Consider the following 18,754-nt stretch of genomic DNA (forward strand, 5'->3'; position numbering starts at 1 on the left):
TTATTCAAGTACTACAGACTGTCAAAAAGGAAGGAAATGATTATGAAACTAGCAGCTCACCACAAATTGTTTGCCATGGCTCTGTCCCTGGGCCTGATCGCCGGTTGTAGCAGTACGGGTGATACCACTGAAGATGGCGCCTATGGCTCTGATGTATCTGCTGTAGATCAGGAAGGCGGCAGCACAGTTTACGGCGGTGATGATGAGGGTGGCGTATCCTCCTCGGAAATGACTGAAGAGCAGCGCCGTGCCGCTGAAGCCCGTGCCGAACGCGCCGAAGCAGAAGCGATGCGTGAAATCACCACCTTCTACTTCGATTTTGACACCGCCGAGATCAAGTCTGAAGCCCGTGAAGTGCTGGTTGCCCACGCCCGCTATCTGCAGGCCAACCCTGGCCGGAATGTACGCATTGAAGGTCACGCCGACGAGCGTGGCACCAAGGAGTACAACCTGGCACTGGGCGAGCGTCGCGCCAACGCCATTGAGCGCTTCCTGATCGTGAACGGCGCATCACGTGGCCAGATGGAAACCATCAGCTACGGTGAAGAGAAGCCGGCCGTTATGGGTTCCAGTGAAAGCGCATGGGCCCAGAACCGTCGCGTTGAACTTGTTTTCCAGTAACAGGCGAACCCCATGAGACATCTGCTCATGGCGACAGTGCTGCTCCCGCTGGCCTTAGGGCCGGCGGGTAGCGCCCTGGCGCAATCCGTTTCTCCGATGTTCCAGGACAATTCGTCGGAAGCCGAGCGCAAGGCCGGTAACAGTCAGGCCAACGCAGAGCTGTTTTACATGATCCAGCAATTGCAGGGCGAACTTCGCCGGCTGCAGGGGCGGGTCGAAGAGCAGCAAAACCTGATTGACCGTCTGACCAAGCAATCGCGTGACCGCTATATTGATCTTGACCAGCGGATCCTGAAGCTCTCTGAAAAAGTGGCTGAAGCACCGGCGCCTAGTTCCGCTGCCAGTGATTCTGATGCCGGAGGGGGCAGTTCCGGAGTAAAAACCAGAATCTACCGTCAACCTTCTGACGACGAACGACGCGCCTATGACAAGGTCCAGACGCTTATTCATCAGGACAAGAACTACGACCAGGCCATTAACGGGCTGTATGACTTTATTGATGAGTACGAAGAGGGCGACCTTACTGTAAACGCCTATTACTGGCTGGGTGAGGTGTATCTGGTCGAGAATCAGCTTGAGCAGGCCCGTCAGGCGTTCACCATCGTCGCCACCCGTTACGGGGATCATCGCAAGGCTCCGGACGCGGTGTACAAGCTTGGTGTCACACTGGATCGGCTGGGTAACAAGGACCAGGCCCGGTCACGCATGGAAACCGTGGTTGAGGATTACCCGGATACCAGTGCCGCAAAGCTGGCACAAAAGTATCTGGATTCCGGTAGTACCTGATTTCCGTTGGCGTGAAGAATGTTGAGAAACCTGGGAATTAGGGGTTGATCGGCGCTGAAAAATCATTACTATATGCGCCTCGTTTGGGTCGTTAGCTCAGTTGGTAGAGCAGTTGGCTTTTAACCAATTGGTCGAAGGTTCGAATCCTTCACGACCCACCAAATTGCGAACGAAGCGGTGGGATAGTTCATCGATTGGTTCCGGGTCCGGAAACGGGCTGGTAGTTGCGGGTCGTTAGCTCAGTTGGTAGAGCAGTTGGCTTTTAACCAATTGGTCGAAGGTTCGAATCCTTCACGACCCACCAAAAAAACAGGCAGCAAATTGCTTTCTGTTGAAAAAAAGAGCCTCAGGGCTCTTTTTTTTTGGCTGTACGGTCATACATCTGTGGGAAGGGAACGTAACCGACCCGAAGTGATATACTCCGCACGTTGACGAAATATAGAGATGCAGTGATGACACGAGGTGAAGACCGTATTCTGGTTCAGGAGCACCTGGCACACCAGGCTGAGCCCAAGAGCCTCAGTGAGGCAGAAAAAGCCGATCTGGAATCCCGTATCCGAGCCGCCCTGAAGGCCCAGGATGCAGTGCTCGTAGCGCATTATTACACGGACCCGGATATTCAACGCCTTGCGGAGGAAACCGGTGGCTGTGTGGCGGACTCCCTTGAAATGGCCCGTTTCGGCAATCAGCACGACGCATCAACCGTTGTCGTCGCTGGTGTACGCTTTATGGGCGAGACCGCGAAGATTCTCAACCCCGAAAAACGGGTTCTGATGCCAACCCTGGAAGCCACCTGTTCTCTTGATATTGGTTGCCCGGCCGACGAATTTGCCGAGTTTTGCGATCAGCACCCGGACAGAACCGTAGTGGTGTACGCCAACACCTCCGCCGCCGTGAAGGCCAGGGCCGACTGGGTGGTGACTTCCAGCTGCGCCCAGGCAATTGTGGAATCACTGGACGCCCGTGGTGAGAAGATTCTCTGGGCGCCGGACAAACACCTTGGCCATTATGTCCAGAAGACCACCGGGGCTGACGTCCTGTTGTGGGATGGCTCCTGTATCGTTCATGAAGAATTCAAATATCGTGGGCTGGAGGATCTCAAGGCACTGTATCCGGACGCCGCCGTACTGGTTCACCCGGAATCCCCGGACGCCGTGGTGGAAATGGCCGACGTGGTGGGGTCCACGTCACAACTGATTCACGCGGTACAGACGCTGCCCAATGAGCAGTTCATTGTGGCGACGGACAACGGTATCTTCTACAAGATGCAGCAGCTGGCGCCCAACAAGACCCTGATCGAAGCTCCCACCGCCGGAAACGGTGCCACCTGTCGCAGTTGCGCTCACTGTCCGTGGATGGCCATGAACGGGCTGGAGAACCTGCTGTCGGTCATCGAAAACGGAGACCAGGAAGTCCACGTGGACCCTGAGCTGCGGGAAAAGGCTCTGAAGCCTCTGCACAGGATGCTGGATTTCACCGCCAACATGAATCTGAAGGCCGCCGGCAACGCCTGAAATCAGCTGCGCTGCTGGTTGAGCCTGGCCGACACCTGGGACAGGCGTTCGGTAACGACCTGCCTGAGAGGCGCGCCAGCTGGCAGCCGTTCCTGGGCCTGGCGCAACTGACGCTGGGCTGACTCCAGGTCTCCCATCAGAATGTCGTGCTCGGCACGGGCCCGGTGAACACCCACAATATTTCGGGCCATTCCCTCGGCCTCCGCAAGCCGAAGCCACAGGTGCTCTTTTTGTGGTAACTCCCGTGTCAACTGGTGCAGATAATCCGCGGCACGTTTTCCGTTACCGTCCTCGATTTCCACCCGGGCCAGCATGTCGGTAATGGGATAGTTGCCCGGATTCCGGTCCAGCGCCTCTGCCAGCAGGCTGCGGGCCTGTTCAAGCTGCCCCTGTTCAATCAGGGCTTCCGCCAGGGTGACCTGGTAGGTAATTCGCCCCGGTGTGCTCTCAAGCAACCGCTCAAGTTCGGTGATTGCGTCGTTGTAGTTGCCGGCGTTCAGCAAGGCCACGGCAAGCCCGTAGCGTACCGCATCGGGTTTTTCGGTATCCGGGCGCTCCAGGTAATCCCGGAAGGTCTCCACCGCCACCTGCGGCGACTTGGCGTAGCGTACCTGGAGGCGTGCTCGAACCAGGTGGTATTCCTGGGCGTCGACCACATCCCGGCGAGGGTATTGCTCGGCACGATTGCGGGTGTCAGAAACCCGGCTCTGGGTAAGTGGGTGAGTAGACAGATACTCTGGCACCCGATTTCCCTGGAGCCGGTTCTGGCGCATCATGATTTCGAACATTTCCGGCATGCCCCTCGGGTCGAGGCCTGAATCGGCCAGTATTTCCATGCCGATACGGTCGGCTTCCTGCTCGTGGGCGCGGCTGTAGGCAAGCATGTTCTGTATTGCCAGTGCCTGGGTGCCGGCAATGGCGGCTATTCCGATGTCCGACTGGGTCACCGCTGACAATACGATACCCGCGATCATGCCGGCAATCGTCAACGGCGCGCTGGCTTCCTGCTGCTCAAGACGCCGGGCAAAATGACGCTGGCTCAGGTGTGCCAGTTCGTGGGCGAGTACCGAAGCAAACTGCTGCTCACTGCTGGCGTTCAGGAATAAGCCACCGTTAACGCCGACGATGTTGCCCGGCACCGCAAACGCGTTGATGTCCGGGCTGTCGATAATGGCCAGCGTGAGGTCACTGCTGGAAAGCGGTGCAGACGGAACCAGCTGGTAAATAATCGAGCTGAGATAGTCGTAGACCAGCGGGTCGGTGATCTGCGGCGCCGACCGGCGGATAGACGTCATGACCTGGCGGCCGATATCGGCTTCCTGCTGGCCGGAAATCAGCCCGCCACCGGCTCCACCGATGGAGGGTAGGGTGCTGTCCGGGGATTGGGCCAGCGCTCCACCTGAAAACACGGTCACCAATAGCATCAGCGTGAATGCCACTACTCCCTGCCAGGGCGCAGGGCTTCGATCTGTCGGGGTCATGGATGGGCAGTGTCCCTTGTCATGTGATTTCGTCAGACAGCATTGTGCCACTGAAAGTTCGCTTCTGTGTGGCCCGTTACGATTGTGATGCATTAAAGTAACACTGTCGGCATAATGCCGGCTCTTCTTTTGACCATACGGGTATCTGGTTGTCATGGCTGATCGAACACTTGATGCATCGGGGCTTCGCTGCCCCATGCCGTTACTCAAAACCAAGCTCGAACTGAACAGCATGTCCCCCGGCCAGGAGCTGGAAGTGATTGCCACCGACGCCGGGTCGGCTCGGGATATTCCCGCGTTTCTCAGGTTGTCTGCCCATGAGCTGGTCAGTTCATCCGAACAGGGTGGTAACTTCACCTTTGTGATAAAGTGCGGCGGCTAAGCCTGCAGTGGTGACCATTCGGAGTTGTTCATGATCAGAATTTTACGTGGTCTGGCCCACAAATACTTTTCAGATGAAGAAGCCGTCATTCTTTTCCTGCTGATATTGGCAGGGATTGTTTTTGTCATTCTGTTCGGCGCCATGCTGGCTCCCGCCATTGCCGCAGTCATCGTTGCATTCATTCTGCAGGGACTGGTTACCAAGCTTAACAAGATGGGTGTCCCGGAAATCGTCTCTATCATCGGGGTGTTCCTGATATTTCTTGGTGTTCTGATCGGGTTCCTGTTCGGTCTGCTGCCACTGATCTGGACCCAGGTGACCTCTCTTGCCGGCGAAGCTCCACGCATATTCCGGGAAATGCAGTCCTACCTGGAGGTGCTTCCCCAACAGTATCCCACGCTGATCTCCATGGAGGGTATCAACACCATCTACAATCAGGTGACCACCGAAGCCGGACGGATGACCCAGTGGTTGGTGTCGTTCTCGCTGGCCAGCATTCCTGATCTGGTTGCCCTGCTGATCTACATGGTGCTGTTGCCGATCCTGGTGTTTTTCTTCCTCAAGGACCGCCGCTTTCTTCTGGATTCCATCTCCCGCATGCTGCCGTCCCAGCGCCCGATGATGGTCAGAATATGGAATGAAGTGAATCTGCAGTGTGCCAACTATGTACGGGGCAAGGCGGTGGAGATTCTTATTGTGGGCGGGGTAACCTATGTATCTTTCAAGTTACTGGGTATGCCCTATGCGGCCTTGCTGTCCCTGATGGTCGGCCTGAGTGTCGTTATTCCCTATATCGGCGCTGCGGTTGTCACCATTCCGGTTGCCATGATTGCCCTGTTTGCCTTTGGCTGGGGCAGTGACTTTATCTGGGTCATGGTGGCCTATGGCATCATCCAGGCGCTGGACGGTAATGTTCTGGTGCCGGTATTGTTCTCGGAAGTGAACAACCTGCATCCTGTGGCTATTATTATTGCAGTCCTGTTCTTCGGTGGTATCTGGGGGCTTTGGGGCGTTTTCTTTGCGATCCCCCTGGCAACCATGCTCAAGGCCATATTCTCGGCCTGGCCGGTGAAAGATCAGCAGGCACCGACATGACAACTCCTTTAATTCCCTTGTGTCAGTGGGTGCCCAACATTACCATATCGTTTTTATTCGTACGGAGCTTTTATGATTACGGGTAGCCTTGTCGCATTGGTCACGCCCATGCATTCCGATGGCAGCATCCATTGGGAGCAGCTTGATACGTTGGTGGACTTTCATCTGGACAACGGGACACATGGCATCGTGGCTGTTGGTACGACGGGTGAATCCGCAACGCTGGACCCGGACGAACACATGCGGGTCATCGGGCACATCATAAAACGCGTTAATGGCCGCATCCCGGTTATTGCCGGTACCGGTGGCAACAGCACCCGTGAAGCCATAGAGCTGACCGAAGCAGCCCACAAGCTGGGTGCGGACGCCTGCCTGCTGGTTGTACCCTATTACAACAAGCCTACTCAGGAAGGGCTTTACCGCCACTTCAAGACCATCGCCGAAGCGGTTCCGGTTAACCAGATCCTGTACAACGTGCCCGGGCGTACAGCCTGCGACATGCTCAATGAAACCGTTGAACGCCTTGCAGACATCCCGAACATCATCGGCATCAAGGATGCCACCGGCAACATTCCCCGCGGCGCCGAGCTGATCGAAGCCGTCAAAGGGCGGCTGGTGGTCTACTCCGGTGATGACGCAACCGCAGCCGGGCTTATGCTGGCCGGCGGCAAAGGCAATGTGTCGGTAACCGCCAACGTTGCACCCCGAGCCATGGCGGCACTGTGTGAAGCGGCTATCGCAGGTGATCAGGAGGAAACCGACAGGCTCAATGAACTGCTGATGCCGTTGAACCGGAAGCTCTTCCTCGAAGCGAATCCCATTCCCGTGAAATGGGCCCTGCATCGAATGGGAATGATTGGTGAGGGCATTCGCCTGCCGCTTACCCCGCTGAGCGACAAGTTCCACGACGAAGTGGAAGAAGCATTGAGAGCCTCTGGCGTACTCTGAGTCGGGCTGTATCATCTATCGTAACTGGAGTCGCCTGATGGCGTTTAGGTTCAGGACAGAAAACACAAGATCCGCACATTTCATCAGGCCCCTTTCGGGCCTGATGCTTGTTTTGGCCCTCGCTGGCTGTAGCTTTATTGAAGACCGATCCGAGCGCTACGTTGACGAACCCGAAGGTACACCGCTGAAACTCCCGCCATCCGCGGATGAGGGGAAGTTCACACAGGTGATGCCCATCCGTGAGATCAACGCCGCGGATTCTGGTCGCATGTACCGTGACAGCATTCCTAATCCTCCCGACATGACCTCCGACATCCTCGATGAGAATTACGTTGTCGAGGAACTGGACGGTCAGGTGTGGCTGCTGGTAAACGATGTGCCGGGCAGGCTGTGGCCAGCGGTGACCACCTATATGAACGAGAATGGGCTTGGTGTGGCCCATGACAGCCCTCAACTGGGGCTGATTCAGAGTGAGCTTGTCAACTTCAGCAAACAGGCAAGGGAGCTGCTTGAGCTTCCGGACAACCCGGACGGTCAGGAGGCCCGGATTGTGGTGCAGGCGCGCATTGCACCGGGTGTTCGGCGCAAAACCACCGAGATCCAGTTCCGCACCTTCGAGGTTGAGGATGATCCGGACGAGCTGCTCCCATGGGGCGACCGCGACCGGCGCAGCGAGGAGCAGCTAAGCACCAGCAAGGTTCTGCTGGATGATCTGGCAGAGCACCTGAAGAACCGCGAAGACAGCAAATCCTACTCTCGCGCTGCGCTGGGCATGGTCAGTGAGCCGCTTGTCCGCCTGGTGTCAGACGATGACACTCCGCAGCAGATCGTCATGAGCCTGGATTATGGTCGTGCCTGGGCAGAGGTGAGGCGCTCACTGGATGAAGCCGGCGTGCCGGTAGTGGATCTGAACCGCGACGAGGGCTATTTCTTCGTAGACTTCCGACCGGAATCAGAGCGCGAGCCCGGCTGGTTCAGCTGGTTCTCCGACGATCCCGAGCCTGAACACAGCTTTGACGTGCGGCTGGACGAAAGCGGGAGCGATATCGTGGTGACAGTCAACCGCGCCGAGGACTATACCGGCGATGACCGATCCCCGGAGCTGTTGTCCGAACTGTTCGAATACCTTTACTAATAGCAAGCAGTACCCGCGCAGTGCGGGTGCACCCGGAGACCCGAGATGGAAAAGCGTGAAGAACTTTACGCAGGCAAGGCCAAATCTGTTTACCGCACCGACGATCCCGATCGTTTCGTTATGGTGTTTCGCGATGATACGTCCGCGTTCGATGGTGAGAAAAAAGAGCAGCTGAACCGCAAGGGCATGGTCAACAACCGCTTCAATGCCTTTATCATGGAAAAACTGGAAGCGGCCGGTGTTCCCACTCACTTTGAAGGCCTGCTGTCTGATACCGAGTCGCTGGTCAAGAAGCTGGACATGATCCCGGTGGAGTGCGTGGTCCGGAATATTTCTGCTGGTAGCCTTTGTCGTCGCCTGGGGGTGGAAGAAGGGCTGGAACTGAATCCGCCCACCTTCGAACTGTTCCTGAAAAATGACGCCATGCACGACCCCATGGTGAATGAGTCACTGGCGGTCAGTTTTGGCTGGGCGAACGCCGACGAACTTGCCAGAATGAAAGAACTGACGTATCAGGTGAACGATGTTCTCAAGGCGTTGTTCGACGAAGCCGGCATGCTGCTGGTGGACTATAAACTTGAATTCGGCCGCGCAGGCGGTGAGATAGTCCTCGGGGACGAGTTCAGCCCCGATGGCTGCCGTATCTGGGACAGGGAAACCCGCAAGAAAATGGACAAGGACCGTTTTCGTCAGGGACTGGGCGATGTAATCGAGACTTACGAAGAGGTGGGTCGTCGGCTCGGTATCAGTTTTGACTGATGCGTCACAACCAACAAACAGAAACAGGTGTCATATGCGTAAATTGATTCTCGCCCTCGGCGGCTCACTGATTATTGCCGCTCCCGCGGTCTCTGCCGATGTGATCGGTGTGGGTGCCAACATCAGCTACTGGGATTCTGATTTGTCCGGCAAGGCCGGAAAAAATAACGATGTAGTCGATATTGAGAACGACCTGAATCTTGACAGTGACACCAACGCTAATTTGAGTGCCTATTTTGAGCACCCGGTGCCGTTGCTGCCAAACGTACGTCTGAACTATACCCGGATTGAGCAAAGCGGCAGTGGCGAAGTGTCCACCCAGTATGACCTGGTTTCCGGAGATGTAGATTCGGACCTGGATCTGACACAGTTCGACGTCACCCTCTATTATGAAGTACTGGATAACTGGGCGAACCTGGATCTCGGGATTACCGCTCGCGATCTTGATGGCGAGCTGATCGTACGCGAGAAAGTCTCCAACGGTCGCGTCAGCAAGACCGAGATCAATGGTGTTGTCCCCATGGGCTACCTTGCAGCCCGTTTTGACCTGCCATTCACCGGCGTTTCTGTGGGCGGCGAAGCCAACCTGATCAGCTTCGACGGCGATTCGATCTACGACTACAACGCCTATGGCCAGTACGAAGTATCGCTGTTGCAGCTTCGCGCCGGCTATCGCCAGATCAGCATCGATTACGAAGACAGCGACGACCGTCTGGATATTGAACTGGGTGGCCCGTTTGTGAGTGCCGGGCTGACCTTCTGAAGGAACAGGGAGAAACGACTTTGAAAATTCTGGTTACGGGTACGGCGGGCTTTATCGGCTCCCATCTGGCGCATCGGCTGCTTGACCGCGGTGATGAAGTGATCGGCGTGGATAACGTCAATGATTACTACGATCCCACTCTCAAAGAAGCGCGCCTGGAACGCCTGACCTGTAAGCCGGGGTTCACCGAAGTCCGCAAGGATGTGGCAGACAGATCTGCCATGGAAGCGCTGTTCCGGGAGCAAAAGCCGGAACGGGTGGTTCACCTGGCAGCCCAGGCGGGCGTTCGGTATTCTCTGGAAAATCCCCATGCCTATATCGACGCCAACCTGGTGGGCTTTACCAACATCCTTGAGGGCTGTCGCCACAATGATGTGAAGCACCTTGTGTACGCTTCCAGCAGCTCCGTATACGGCGCCAACGAAACCATGCCGTTCTCCGTGCATGACAACGTGGACCACCCCCTGAGCCTGTATGCGGCCTCCAAGAAAGCCAACGAGCTGATGGCCCATACCTACAGCCACCTGTATAACATGCCTACCACCGGCCTGAGGTTCTTTACCGTGTATGGCCCCTGGGGTCGTCCGGACATGGCGCTGTTCATCTTCACCAAAAAAATCCTGGCAGGTGAGCCCATTGACGTGTTCAACCACGGCAATCACAGAAGGGACTTCACCTACATCGATGACATCGTGGAAGGGGTTATCAGAACCCTGGACAACGTTGCCACGGCCAACCCCCAGTGGAGCGGCGAAAAGCCGGATCCGGGCACCAGCAAGGCGCCTTACCGCCTGTACAACATCGGTAGTAACAACCCGGTAGAATTATCCCGCTTCATTGAAATCATCGAAGAGCGCGTTGGCAAGAAGGCGGAGAAAAATCTGCTACCCCTGCAGCCGGGTGACGTACCGGCCACCTACGCCAATGTGGACGACCTGATCAGCGATGTTGGCTACAAACCGTCTACCACGGTGGAAGAGGGCATTGCCAACTTTGTGGACTGGTATCGGGACTTCTATAAGGTTTGAGAAAGCAGTCAGCAATAAAAAAACGGCGACCTGCAAGGTCGCCGTTTTACTTTTCTTCAGGTCTACCCGTGATCAGAGAGTGCGCCGGCGACGCACAAAGCCAAGGCCGGCCAATCCAATGCCGAGCAGGGCAAGAGAACCCGGTTCGGGTACCTGAACCGGGTTGTCAACGCCGCCACTACGTGCTGAAAACACATAACGGCCATCAACATCCGAATTCAGACGGCTCGATATCAAGGCGTTAGGGCCGCCATCAATGAAGGCGCCGTTAACCGCCGAGCCGGATAACTCAAAAAATGTTCCCGGATCTCCGGTACCATTTGAATACCCGACCCGGGCAGAGCTTCCACCGAGACCATCCGGATCGCTGCCACTGGCTGTGCCCGCTTCCCACTCTATCTGGTCATAGTTGAAAATGAAGTCGAAATCACCGCTGGCAATATCGGATCGATCCACCAGAATCAACTGGAAACTATTGCGGTTTGTATGGGCGGTATTGCTGGGGTAGTAATCGACATCAATCCAGTTCACCCCGAACGCATCACGCCCTTCGTACATGCCGGTACCATAGGTGACTGGTTCGCCAGCGGACCTTGTATCGACGTCGGAGAAGAAGGGTGCAATGATCTGCTGGCCGGTTGAGGTCAGGTCAAAAGGTGTGAAGGTCGAGAGATCGGAACCGAAGGTCACGTTGCCATTGTTATTAACATACAGCTCGTTATGTTCGATGCCGAAAAAGTTGGCGGTAAAGCCAATATTAACGGGGCCATCCGAGCCGTCGTCGTTGCGGGCGAGGGTATTGGTATTGAATCCTGAAACGATGGCGGCAGCATGCGCGCCTGCGGGTACTGCCAACGATGACAGCCCAATGGTAAGAGAAAGTGCAGTGACACTTAGCGCTTTTGCTAAAAACCTATCCATTTTAAATATCCTTATTTGTTACTGACTGGTCTCTACAAGCGATGAATAGTTCTATCGCTTGTCGTCGAGTTGCAAATATGACACCAAGAATGCAACTCATTGATTTGTAGGAGTAAGTCATATATCTCTGAAGTTCCTGTCATGAGTACTGTAATAAAACCTGACATACTCACGCAGCAAACCTTTGGCAAACGAGTGTTGGGTGATACCGTGAGATTTTCGAACATGAGGGAGGAATTATGGATACCCGATCTTTCGGAAACACAGATATTCAGGTGACACCGGTCGGCCTGGGCACCTGGGCCATCGGTGGCTGGATGTGGGGCGGCACTGATGAAGCCCAGTCCATTGACACCATTCACAGGGCGATCGACAAGGGTATCGGGCTGATAGATACCGCGCCTGTATACGGATTCGGGCGTTCAGAGGAAATTGTGGGTAAAGCCCTGGCCGATGGGCGACGCGATCAGGTAGCGCTGGCCACCAAGGTTGCCCTGAACTGGAACGAGGATCATGACAAGGTCTGGCGTGATGCTACCGCAGCTCGCATAGAGCGGGAAGTTGAGGATTCGCTGAAACGCCTGCAAACGGATCGGATCGACATCTATCAGATCCATTGGCCGGATCCGCAGACACCCGTGGAAGAGACTGCACGGGCAATGGAGAACCTCTATCAGGCGGGAAAGATCCGCGCCATTGGTGTCAGCAATTTCTCCCCTGCCCAGATGGAAGCATTCAGCAAAATTGTGCCCCTGCACAGTCTGCAGCCTCCCTATAATCTTTTCGAACGGGAGATCGAACAGGACGTCCTTCCATATTGCCGGGAACACGGTATTGCAACCATCACTTACGGTGGCCTGTGCCGTGGTCTGCTGACCGGAAAAATGCGGGAAGATACCGAGTTTACCGGCGACGATCTGCGAAAGAACGATCCCAAGTTCCAGGGCGAACGTTATCGCCAATACCTGAGCGCCGTGGCGGAACTGGACACCTTTGCCCGTGAGCGTTATCAGAAAAATGTATTGGCATTGGCGCTTCGCTGGCTGGTTGATCAGCCGGGTGTCACAACAGCCCTATGGGGCGCAAGGCGGCCAGAGCAGCTTGATCCGGTTGGTGATATCGAAGGCTGGTCGCTGGACAGGGAAGCGTTTGACGCGATTGACGAGATTCTGACCAGGTGCATTAAGGATCCCGTCGGGCCCGAGTTCATGGCGCCACCATCCCGGTAACAGGGGCACGCTGGAGCTCCCCCGGGGCGACCAGACACAAAAAAGCCGCTGAGGAATATCCATCAGCGGCTTTTTTGTGGAATGTCTGGCAGGAATGGTAGGACCAGGCAGATTTGAACTGCCGACCTCTGCCATGTCAAGGCAGCGCTCTAACCAACTGAGCTATGGTCCTGTGTCCTGCAACGGGGACGAAATATACTGATTCCGATGGGCGTGGTCAACCTCTTTCAGGCGGTTTTCTGCTTTCTGGTCCAGCCTTTTACCGCCCTGCTGATCACTCCCCAGCGGTTGATCAGCAGGGCCAGGAATATCAGCCCGCAGCCCGCCAGTTGGGTGGCGGACATGGTTTCGCTGAACCATCCTGCCGCAAACAGAGCGACCCACACCGGTTCCAGCACCAGAATCACCACCCCATGGCTGTGGGCGGACAGGCTTTGGGCGTAGGTCTGAATCAGAAAACGGCCCGCGGTGCCGATGACGGCGCTGGCGATGATCCACATGGCGAGCATGCCGGTGAAGTTCTCCAGGGTTGGTGTCCAGGGCTCAAGGATGGTGGATTCAATCAGTGTAACGACACCTACAGTGAGCAGGGCGATGCTGGTCAGGGGCAGGGCAGGTACGCGGTGCTTTTCCACCGCCTCGCCCTTGCGGTTGACCACAGTGCGCTGGTTGGCGGCCCTGGTGTTGAGTGTGAAGTACAGTGCGAAAATAAAGGCCGCACCTACAAAGAAGAGCTGCCCAATCTCCGGCCGGAATCCGTTTTTCAGCGAAAGAAGCGCCAGCCCGCCTACAGCCACCGGAATCGCAAGCCATGTGCTCAGGGGCTGTTCTTCCCGGAAGACCACGCGGGCAATCACCGGTACTATCACCACACCCAGGCTGGTCAGAAAGGCGCTTTCTCCAACGTGAGTCGCGTGAAACAGCCCCATCACCCAACAGCTCATGGCAACACCGAACACCAGCCCCACGCCGGCACTCCGCTTGACCTGGTCCAGGCTCAGCCTTCTCAGCGATGGCCAGGCAATTGCCGCCAGCACGGAGCCTGCCAGCAGGAATCGCAGGGCCATAAACATCAATGGCGGCATCAGCAATACCGCTTCTTTGGAAAACATCCAGCTGATAGCGGCCATCAGGGTAACAACAACCAGCAACAGGTCGGATTTATGGGTGTTCGAGAGGGGCATTCACAACCGCCTTGCAGAAGATCGACTGGGCCCGGCCAATGAGCGGGACAGCGGCGGAGTTTATCATGGAAGGGTGAAAATGGCTCTTCCGTGAGCCGGTTGATACTCCTGTGGGCGGGTGAGCCCTTTGGTTGTTTCTATCAGTTTTTGAGCGTGTTGTAGACCAGCGTCGACATGTCGGTCTGGTCAGAGCCGGGCACCTCTACGTAGCGGTCACCGGAACCCCACCATTGCCACCAGGCGCGCTTGTTGTACGTGCGGCTGGCGAAGTCCACCTGAAGCCCGTTCAGGGTTGTATTGTTCACTACTGGCACCGAGATATTGCCGGTTTCCGATCCCAGAACACCGCTGTGGGAAACGCCTTCGTTCATCAGGATCGGGAAGTGGTTGTAATACAGGCCAGACGGGCCGTTCTGGCTGGACACCTTGCCCGCCATGCTGAGGTTGGAGCTGCACGAGTCGATGCCATTACTGGAGGTGGCGCCACAGGCTGAGTGGGTGGGAACCACGCCGTCATCGGTACCGGCAATGAACGGCTTGGTGATGCCCCCGTAGGACGAGCCACCGGCCACAAACCGCAACCTTGGAATGTTGTTGGGGCTCACTGCCAGGTTGCGTGCGGCGTTGGTTTGCAGATCATTCACCACGCCGAGCTTGCCTGGCTCCGGTTCGATGCCGGTGAAGGCACGGACCGCCTGTTTCAGTGGCCAGTTATACCAGCTGTCGTTGTAGGCAATACTCATGGCCAGGTCCGCCAGCTCGGTTCCGCCGCCGGCACCGGAGTAGTCAATGGCAGCCAGGATCCTCAGGGGCTGAAGCCCTTCGGCCTGAAGCCAGCGCGCCTGGTTCTCCAGCAGGTAGCGAGTGACCAGGTCACCAGTGGAATGGGAAACCACAATGCAGTAGTCGTTGCACAGGCCCTGCTGGCTGATCTGCCGCAGTTGCTCGTAAGCCTGCTGAGCGATATTGCCTTCCACCCGGCCATTGCTGCCCCAGTCAATCCGGGCGTCGGAACGGGATAACCAGAAGGTTCGCCAGTAGTCCTCGCCGGCGCTCTTTACTGCGTCGAGGTTGGCAGGTGGGTTGGCCAGGTCTTCCTGCTGGAACCCGTGAACCAGAACCACGTTGTGGCCGGCCAGCTGGGCCTGGGCGTTACCGGCAAACAGTCCGCCGGCTATGGCGACCGCGAGAGCGGTCTTACAGGCACTTCGTTTTCTTGTTTTCATAAAAGCTCCGTCTTTGTTTTATTGTTGTATCAGAACTTGTCCGCCAGTTTTTGAAGCAGGGCGGCACGCTGCTCTGATTCGGGGTCGCTCGCCGGGCTGTCGGTGAGCCCGTCCAGATCCGGCGGCGTAAAGGAATAGCCCTCATCGGGCCCGAAGCCATAATCTGTGCGGTCGCCGGGCCTGGCCGGCAGGCGACGGATCTGCAGGTTACGCAGTTCCAGCTGCCCGGTGATCTCCCGGTTGGCCAGAACCGAGCCGTGGGCCTTCAGCTCCAGGGTGTCGGTGGTTCCATCCAACCGCTTCTCGGCCTGTAATTGCGCCACTGCACGGCCGTTGTGGTAGAGCTGGGCGGCCAGGGCGTAGAAACCGGGCTCATTGGCGTCAAAGTGAACCGGTATCACCAGGTCATTGTTGCTGACACGGGGGCTTCCCAGGCCATCGAATTCGCCAAGATCCGGCTCAATGGTCAGGGTGGAGGCATGGCGCACCGGCTTGCCGTCGACACTGGCTTCGACAATCAGGCGATATTCGCCCGGCTCTGCATCGGCACTGATCACACCCTCGTAATAGCTGTCCCCCGAATCATTCTGTAGTGAAGAGCTGGCGTGCTGTTGGCGGGACTCCGTGGACTCCAGTGTGACCTCCAGGCGGTCGGAGACCACCGATGAACCGGTAATGGTGGCCACCACAAGAATGTCTTCGTCCTGCACAAAACGATACTTTTCAAGCGTGACGGTAAATCGTCCGTCGCCTTCAAGGGGCAGCTCCACCGGTTCAAACCGATTGCCCCTGTAGGCTTGGGCCTGGTCTTCCGAAAGCGGGATGGAATACTCGGGATAGCGGATATTCTGAGTGTACTGATTCGCAGCGCTGGCCAGCATGAAGCCAACCGCATTATCAGGTGGCTCTGGTTTCGGGGGAGGAGATGAACTGCTGTCCAGGGCAGGTACTTGCGATTCGGAAGCGTCGGGGAGCGGTTCTGCATGGTTGGCGCCGGTTATCCAGGCGAAGCGGCCCGGGTTTTCAGCCGCCAGCAGGTACCCGAGCCCGATAGCGCCGGATACAATGATTGTAAGGGTCAACAGAGCCCGCAGTGGCATCATCCGATCCTTGTTGGTGGCATTTTTTTATAGTGTTGTCCTCTTAACATAACGGGCCAAATTTGGTTCTGGCAAAAATTTGCCCCGATTGTGTAACAAAATGTGTCCAGCCTGTGATGCCTGTCACAGCTTTCAGAGCCAGCCGGAATCCCGCACCGCTTCCAGGCCAAACCGCAGGCGAACTTCATCGCCCACCAGGTCATCCTCGATGCCGTAGGTCATGCCCCATTCGCTGCGTTTGATGGTGGTTTCTGCCGTCATGCCAAGGGTGTAGTCTTCATGGCCGATGGGGTATTCAGCGGATTTATTGAGGGTAACGTCCACGTCCACAGAGCGGGTCTGGCCCAGCAGTGTGAGTTCGCCGGTGACAATGCCGGTGTTGTCTCCAGTGGATTCGAACCCGGTCACTTCAAAGGTGATATCGGGGAACTTACCGCTGTTGAGAAAGTCGTCCTTGCGCAGGTGGTCGTCCCTTTTGTCGTGGTTGGTAAACACGCTTTTGCTTTTGAACGTCAGCTTGCCGGAGGTGAGTTGTTTCTCTTCCTCGTCGTACTCAAACTGGCCTTCCACATCCCGGAACATGCCCATCACCGGTGCGTAACCGATATGCATGACTTCAAAAGCCATGGAGAAATGCTCGTCATCAATCACATAGGTTTCCGGTTCAGCCAGCGCCGCAGGAGTGGCCAGCGCCAGAGTGACGGCCGTAGTGGTGGAAATGACCGCAGTTGAAAGAAAGGTTTTCATGGCTGTCTCCCTGTTTTATAAAGCCAGCGCAGATCCGTAAGAAACGAATAACACAGCAGCGCCAGAGCGGTCGCGAGTGTCCAGGTTGCAAAAGCCGTGGAGGCGACAGGCAGTATGGCAACCATCAGGGTCACCACTTGCCAGACACACACGGTTTTACGTCGAAAGCTTTCAGGCAGTGGCTGGTTCATGAAATCCAGCCACTGGCCGGCGGCCACAAAGGCATAGCGCATCAAGCCCAGTGCCAGTACCCAGATGCCGGCTTTTTCCAGTACAAGCACGGCAACACAGAGCCCCAGGATAAACAGTGCATCCAGCTCCATGTCGAAACGGGCACCAAAAGTGGTTGTGGAGTGGGTGGCCCGGGCGATGGCCCCATCAACCCCGTCCAGGATCAAGGCCAGCAAACACAGAGCCCCGTAAAGCCACAACCAGTTCCCGAGGCCCGCGATAAAGGGCGCCAGGCTTACCAACAGCACAATCATGGCGGTACGCACGAGGGTTGCACGGTTGGCCCAGCCGAAATCCTGCCCCGCAGGCCAGCAACGGATTATGGGTAGAGCGATGGCCAGATACAGCAACGCCGCTATACCATAGAACCCCGGGGGCATCCGGAACCCGATGCCGGCGCCCGCAACCAGCAGGGCAGTCAGGCCAGCGCCCCAGGCAAGATCTGCGGCGACAGGCAGGTGAAATGTCCGGGTTCGGGAATCCATCATCAAACCTCTGCGTATGTGCTCTTCTATGCACCATTCTCTATGAACTATAGTTGCTTACGTGCGCTGTAAGGAAACAGACGATATGACAAACGCATTCTGGGTCACCGGTCCCCTGGAAGGGGCCATCCGTGAGGCCACCTTTGACCATCATCCCCCGTCTACAGTAACCGCAGATAACCCCGCGGTCGAAGTACAGGCGCTGTATTCGGGCATCAGCCGCGGAACCGAAGCGCTGGTGTTTGCCAATCAGGTGCCGGAGTCCGAGTTCCACACCATGCGGGCACCGTTTCAGGAAGGTGACTTTCCATTTCCGGTCAAGTATGGGTATGCCAATGTCGGGCAGGTAACGTCTGGCCCAGATGATCTGCACGGTCGGTTCGTGTTTTGCCTGTTTCCACACCAGACGGCTTATCGTGTGCCGGCTTCTGCGGTTGTGCCTCTGCCAGAGGGGTTGCCGCCTGGTCGGGCAGTGCTGGCGGCAAATATGGAAACAGCGGTGAATGGCCTTTGGGATGCCGCGCCCCGGATCGGGGACCGGATTGCTGTGGTGGGCCTTGGGGTTGTCGGACTGCTGGTGGCATGGCTTGCCAGCCGGATACCGGGCACCCGCGTCAAAGCTGTGGACACCAACCCCGGCCGCCAGGCTGTGGCTGAATCCCTGGGGCTCGATTTTCAGACCCATTGCGAGCATAACGACCATGACCTGGTTATCCACGCCAGTGGCCAGCCCGCAGGTCTTGAAACCGCCCTGGGCCTGGCCGGTATGGAAGGGCGCATTATTGAAATGAGCTGGTACGGCGCGCAGACTGTGCCCTTGCCCCTTGGCCACGCCTTTCATTCCCGGCGCCTGACCATTCGTTCAAGCCAGGTTGGTCATCTTCATCCGTTACAGGTGCCACGCTGGCAGTACCGCGACCGCATGTCTCTGGCACTGGATCTGTTAAGGGACGAAGTCCTCGACAACCTCATCACCGGGGAAAGCCCCTTTGAATCACTGCCAGAGGCCATGGCATTACTCGCTGGTGGCGCGGGCAGTGCCAGCGTCTGTGCGTCTGAAACCCTGTGCCATCGTATTGTCTACAACTGCCACTGAATTCATTCATCTGCAGAAAGGAA

Annotated in this window: 19 protein-coding genes and 3 tRNA genes; 14 read left to right on the forward strand and 8 right to left on the reverse strand. The window is 56.8% G+C overall.

Features of this window, described 5'->3' with window-relative positions:
• Nucleotides 1–42: 42 nt before the first annotated feature.
• From pal to nadA, 5 genes are all read left to right on the forward strand, one after another.
• Complete coding sequence (pal, locus tag QPL94_RS11555) at nucleotides 43–621, forward strand: peptidoglycan-associated lipoprotein Pal (RefSeq protein WP_285357470.1); 579 nt, start codon at nucleotides 43–45, stop codon at nucleotides 619–621.
• Between the two features lie 12 nt (nucleotides 622–633).
• Nucleotides 634–1,407 (forward strand): tol-pal system protein YbgF, encoded by a 774-nt coding sequence (gene ybgF / locus QPL94_RS11560; protein ID WP_285357471.1) that lies wholly within the window; start codon nucleotides 634–636, stop codon nucleotides 1,405–1,407.
• Nucleotides 1,408–1,492: 85 nt separating this feature from the next.
• A tRNA-Lys gene (locus QPL94_RS11565) sits at nucleotides 1,493–1,568 on the forward strand.
• Nucleotides 1,569–1,635: 67 nt separating this feature from the next.
• Nucleotides 1,636–1,711: transfer RNA gene (locus tag QPL94_RS11570), tRNA-Lys, on the forward strand.
• A 148-nt stretch (nucleotides 1,712–1,859) separates the two neighbouring features.
• Nucleotides 1,860–2,921: a quinolinate synthase NadA gene (gene nadA, locus QPL94_RS11575; RefSeq protein WP_285357472.1), complete on the forward strand. Its 1,062-nt coding sequence runs from the start codon at nucleotides 1,860–1,862 to the stop codon at nucleotides 2,919–2,921.
• Between the two features lie 2 nt (nucleotides 2,922–2,923).
• On the opposite strand, the gene QPL94_RS11580 is transcribed toward nadA, so the two are convergent.
• A complete protein-coding gene (locus QPL94_RS11580; RefSeq protein WP_502881524.1) occupies nucleotides 2,924–4,402 on the reverse strand; it encodes a M48 family metalloprotease in 1,479 nt (492 codons plus the stop codon).
• Between the two features lie 154 nt (nucleotides 4,403–4,556).
• Here QPL94_RS11580 and QPL94_RS11585 point away from each other — a divergent pair, with 154 nt between their 5' ends.
• The 7 genes from QPL94_RS11585 (at nucleotide 4,557) to QPL94_RS11615 (ending at nucleotide 10,512) form a co-directional block, all read left to right on the forward strand.
• Complete coding sequence (locus tag QPL94_RS11585; RefSeq protein ID WP_137434706.1) at nucleotides 4,557–4,784, forward strand: sulfurtransferase TusA family protein; 228 nt, start codon at nucleotides 4,557–4,559, stop codon at nucleotides 4,782–4,784.
• A 30-nt stretch (nucleotides 4,785–4,814) separates the two neighbouring features.
• On the forward strand, nucleotides 4,815–5,879 hold the full coding sequence (locus tag QPL94_RS11590) for an AI-2E family transporter (RefSeq protein WP_285357473.1): 1,065 nt from the start codon (nucleotides 4,815–4,817) through the stop codon (nucleotides 5,877–5,879).
• Nucleotides 5,880–5,951: 72 nt separating this feature from the next.
• Nucleotides 5,952–6,827, forward strand: a complete 876-nt coding sequence (gene dapA / locus QPL94_RS11595; protein ID WP_285357475.1) for a 4-hydroxy-tetrahydrodipicolinate synthase — start codon at nucleotides 5,952–5,954, stop codon at nucleotides 6,825–6,827.
• Nucleotides 6,828–6,930: 103 nt separating this feature from the next.
• Nucleotides 6,931–7,962: an NlpB/DapX family lipoprotein gene (bamC, locus tag QPL94_RS11600; RefSeq protein ID WP_285357477.1), complete on the forward strand. Its 1,032-nt coding sequence runs from the start codon at nucleotides 6,931–6,933 to the stop codon at nucleotides 7,960–7,962.
• A 45-nt stretch (nucleotides 7,963–8,007) separates the two neighbouring features.
• A complete protein-coding gene (purC, locus tag QPL94_RS11605; RefSeq protein ID WP_285357479.1) occupies nucleotides 8,008–8,721 on the forward strand; it encodes a phosphoribosylaminoimidazolesuccinocarboxamide synthase in 714 nt (237 codons plus the stop codon).
• Nucleotides 8,722–8,755: 34 nt separating this feature from the next.
• Nucleotides 8,756–9,484, forward strand: coding sequence for a TIGR04219 family outer membrane beta-barrel protein (locus tag QPL94_RS11610; RefSeq protein WP_285357481.1), 729 nt, complete (start codon nucleotides 8,756–8,758; stop codon nucleotides 9,482–9,484).
• Between the two features lie 20 nt (nucleotides 9,485–9,504).
• A complete protein-coding gene (locus QPL94_RS11615; protein WP_285357482.1) occupies nucleotides 9,505–10,512 on the forward strand; it encodes an NAD-dependent epimerase in 1,008 nt (335 codons plus the stop codon).
• Between the two features lie 72 nt (nucleotides 10,513–10,584).
• Here QPL94_RS11615 and QPL94_RS11620 read toward each other — a convergent pair whose 3' ends face one another.
• On the reverse strand, nucleotides 10,585–11,433 hold the full coding sequence (locus tag QPL94_RS11620) for a nidogen-like domain-containing protein (protein ID WP_285357486.1): 849 nt from the start codon (nucleotides 11,431–11,433) through the stop codon (nucleotides 10,585–10,587).
• 239 nt (nucleotides 11,434–11,672) lie between these two features.
• Here QPL94_RS11620 and QPL94_RS11625 point away from each other — a divergent pair, with 239 nt between their 5' ends.
• The gene (locus tag QPL94_RS11625) at nucleotides 11,673–12,662 is read left to right on the forward strand and encodes an aldo/keto reductase (protein ID WP_285357487.1); all 990 of its coding nucleotides are present in this window, start codon (nucleotides 11,673–11,675) and stop codon (nucleotides 12,660–12,662) included.
• A 95-nt stretch (nucleotides 12,663–12,757) separates the two neighbouring features.
• Here the strand turns inward: QPL94_RS11625 and QPL94_RS11630 are convergent.
• The 6 genes from QPL94_RS11630 to QPL94_RS11655 form a co-directional block, all read right to left on the reverse strand.
• Nucleotides 12,758–12,834: transfer RNA gene (locus QPL94_RS11630), tRNA-Val, on the reverse strand.
• A 55-nt stretch (nucleotides 12,835–12,889) separates the two neighbouring features.
• A complete protein-coding gene (locus QPL94_RS11635) occupies nucleotides 12,890–13,846 on the reverse strand; it encodes a DMT family transporter (RefSeq protein WP_285357488.1) in 957 nt (318 codons plus the stop codon).
• A 140-nt stretch (nucleotides 13,847–13,986) separates the two neighbouring features.
• The gene (locus tag QPL94_RS11640; RefSeq protein ID WP_285357489.1) at nucleotides 13,987–15,072 is read right to left on the reverse strand and encodes a hypothetical protein; all 1,086 of its coding nucleotides are present in this window, start codon (nucleotides 15,070–15,072) and stop codon (nucleotides 13,987–13,989) included.
• A gap of 29 nt (nucleotides 15,073–15,101) precedes the next feature.
• Entirely contained in the window at nucleotides 15,102–16,172 is a 1,071-nt protein-coding gene (locus QPL94_RS11645) for a hypothetical protein (protein WP_285357492.1), read from the reverse strand.
• 132 nt (nucleotides 16,173–16,304) lie between these two features.
• Nucleotides 16,305–16,919 (reverse strand): YceI family protein, encoded by a 615-nt coding sequence (locus QPL94_RS11650; RefSeq protein ID WP_285357494.1) that lies wholly within the window; start codon nucleotides 16,917–16,919, stop codon nucleotides 16,305–16,307.
• Nucleotides 16,916–17,638, reverse strand: coding sequence for a CDP-alcohol phosphatidyltransferase family protein (locus QPL94_RS11655; RefSeq protein WP_285357495.1), 723 nt, complete (start codon nucleotides 17,636–17,638; stop codon nucleotides 16,916–16,918). The genes QPL94_RS11650 and QPL94_RS11655 overlap by 4 nt, the downstream gene beginning before the upstream one ends.
• An 82-nt stretch (nucleotides 17,639–17,720) precedes the next feature.
• Here QPL94_RS11655 and QPL94_RS11660 point away from each other — a divergent pair, with 82 nt between their 5' ends.
• The gene (locus QPL94_RS11660; RefSeq protein ID WP_285357496.1) at nucleotides 17,721–18,731 is read left to right on the forward strand and encodes a zinc-dependent alcohol dehydrogenase; all 1,011 of its coding nucleotides are present in this window, start codon (nucleotides 17,721–17,723) and stop codon (nucleotides 18,729–18,731) included.
• The last annotated feature ends 23 nt before the right edge of the window (nucleotides 18,732–18,754 follow it).

It is taken from the genome of Marinobacter sp. SS13-12 (assembly GCF_030227115.1).
Lineage (GTDB): Bacteria > Pseudomonadota > Gammaproteobacteria > Pseudomonadales > Oleiphilaceae > Marinobacter.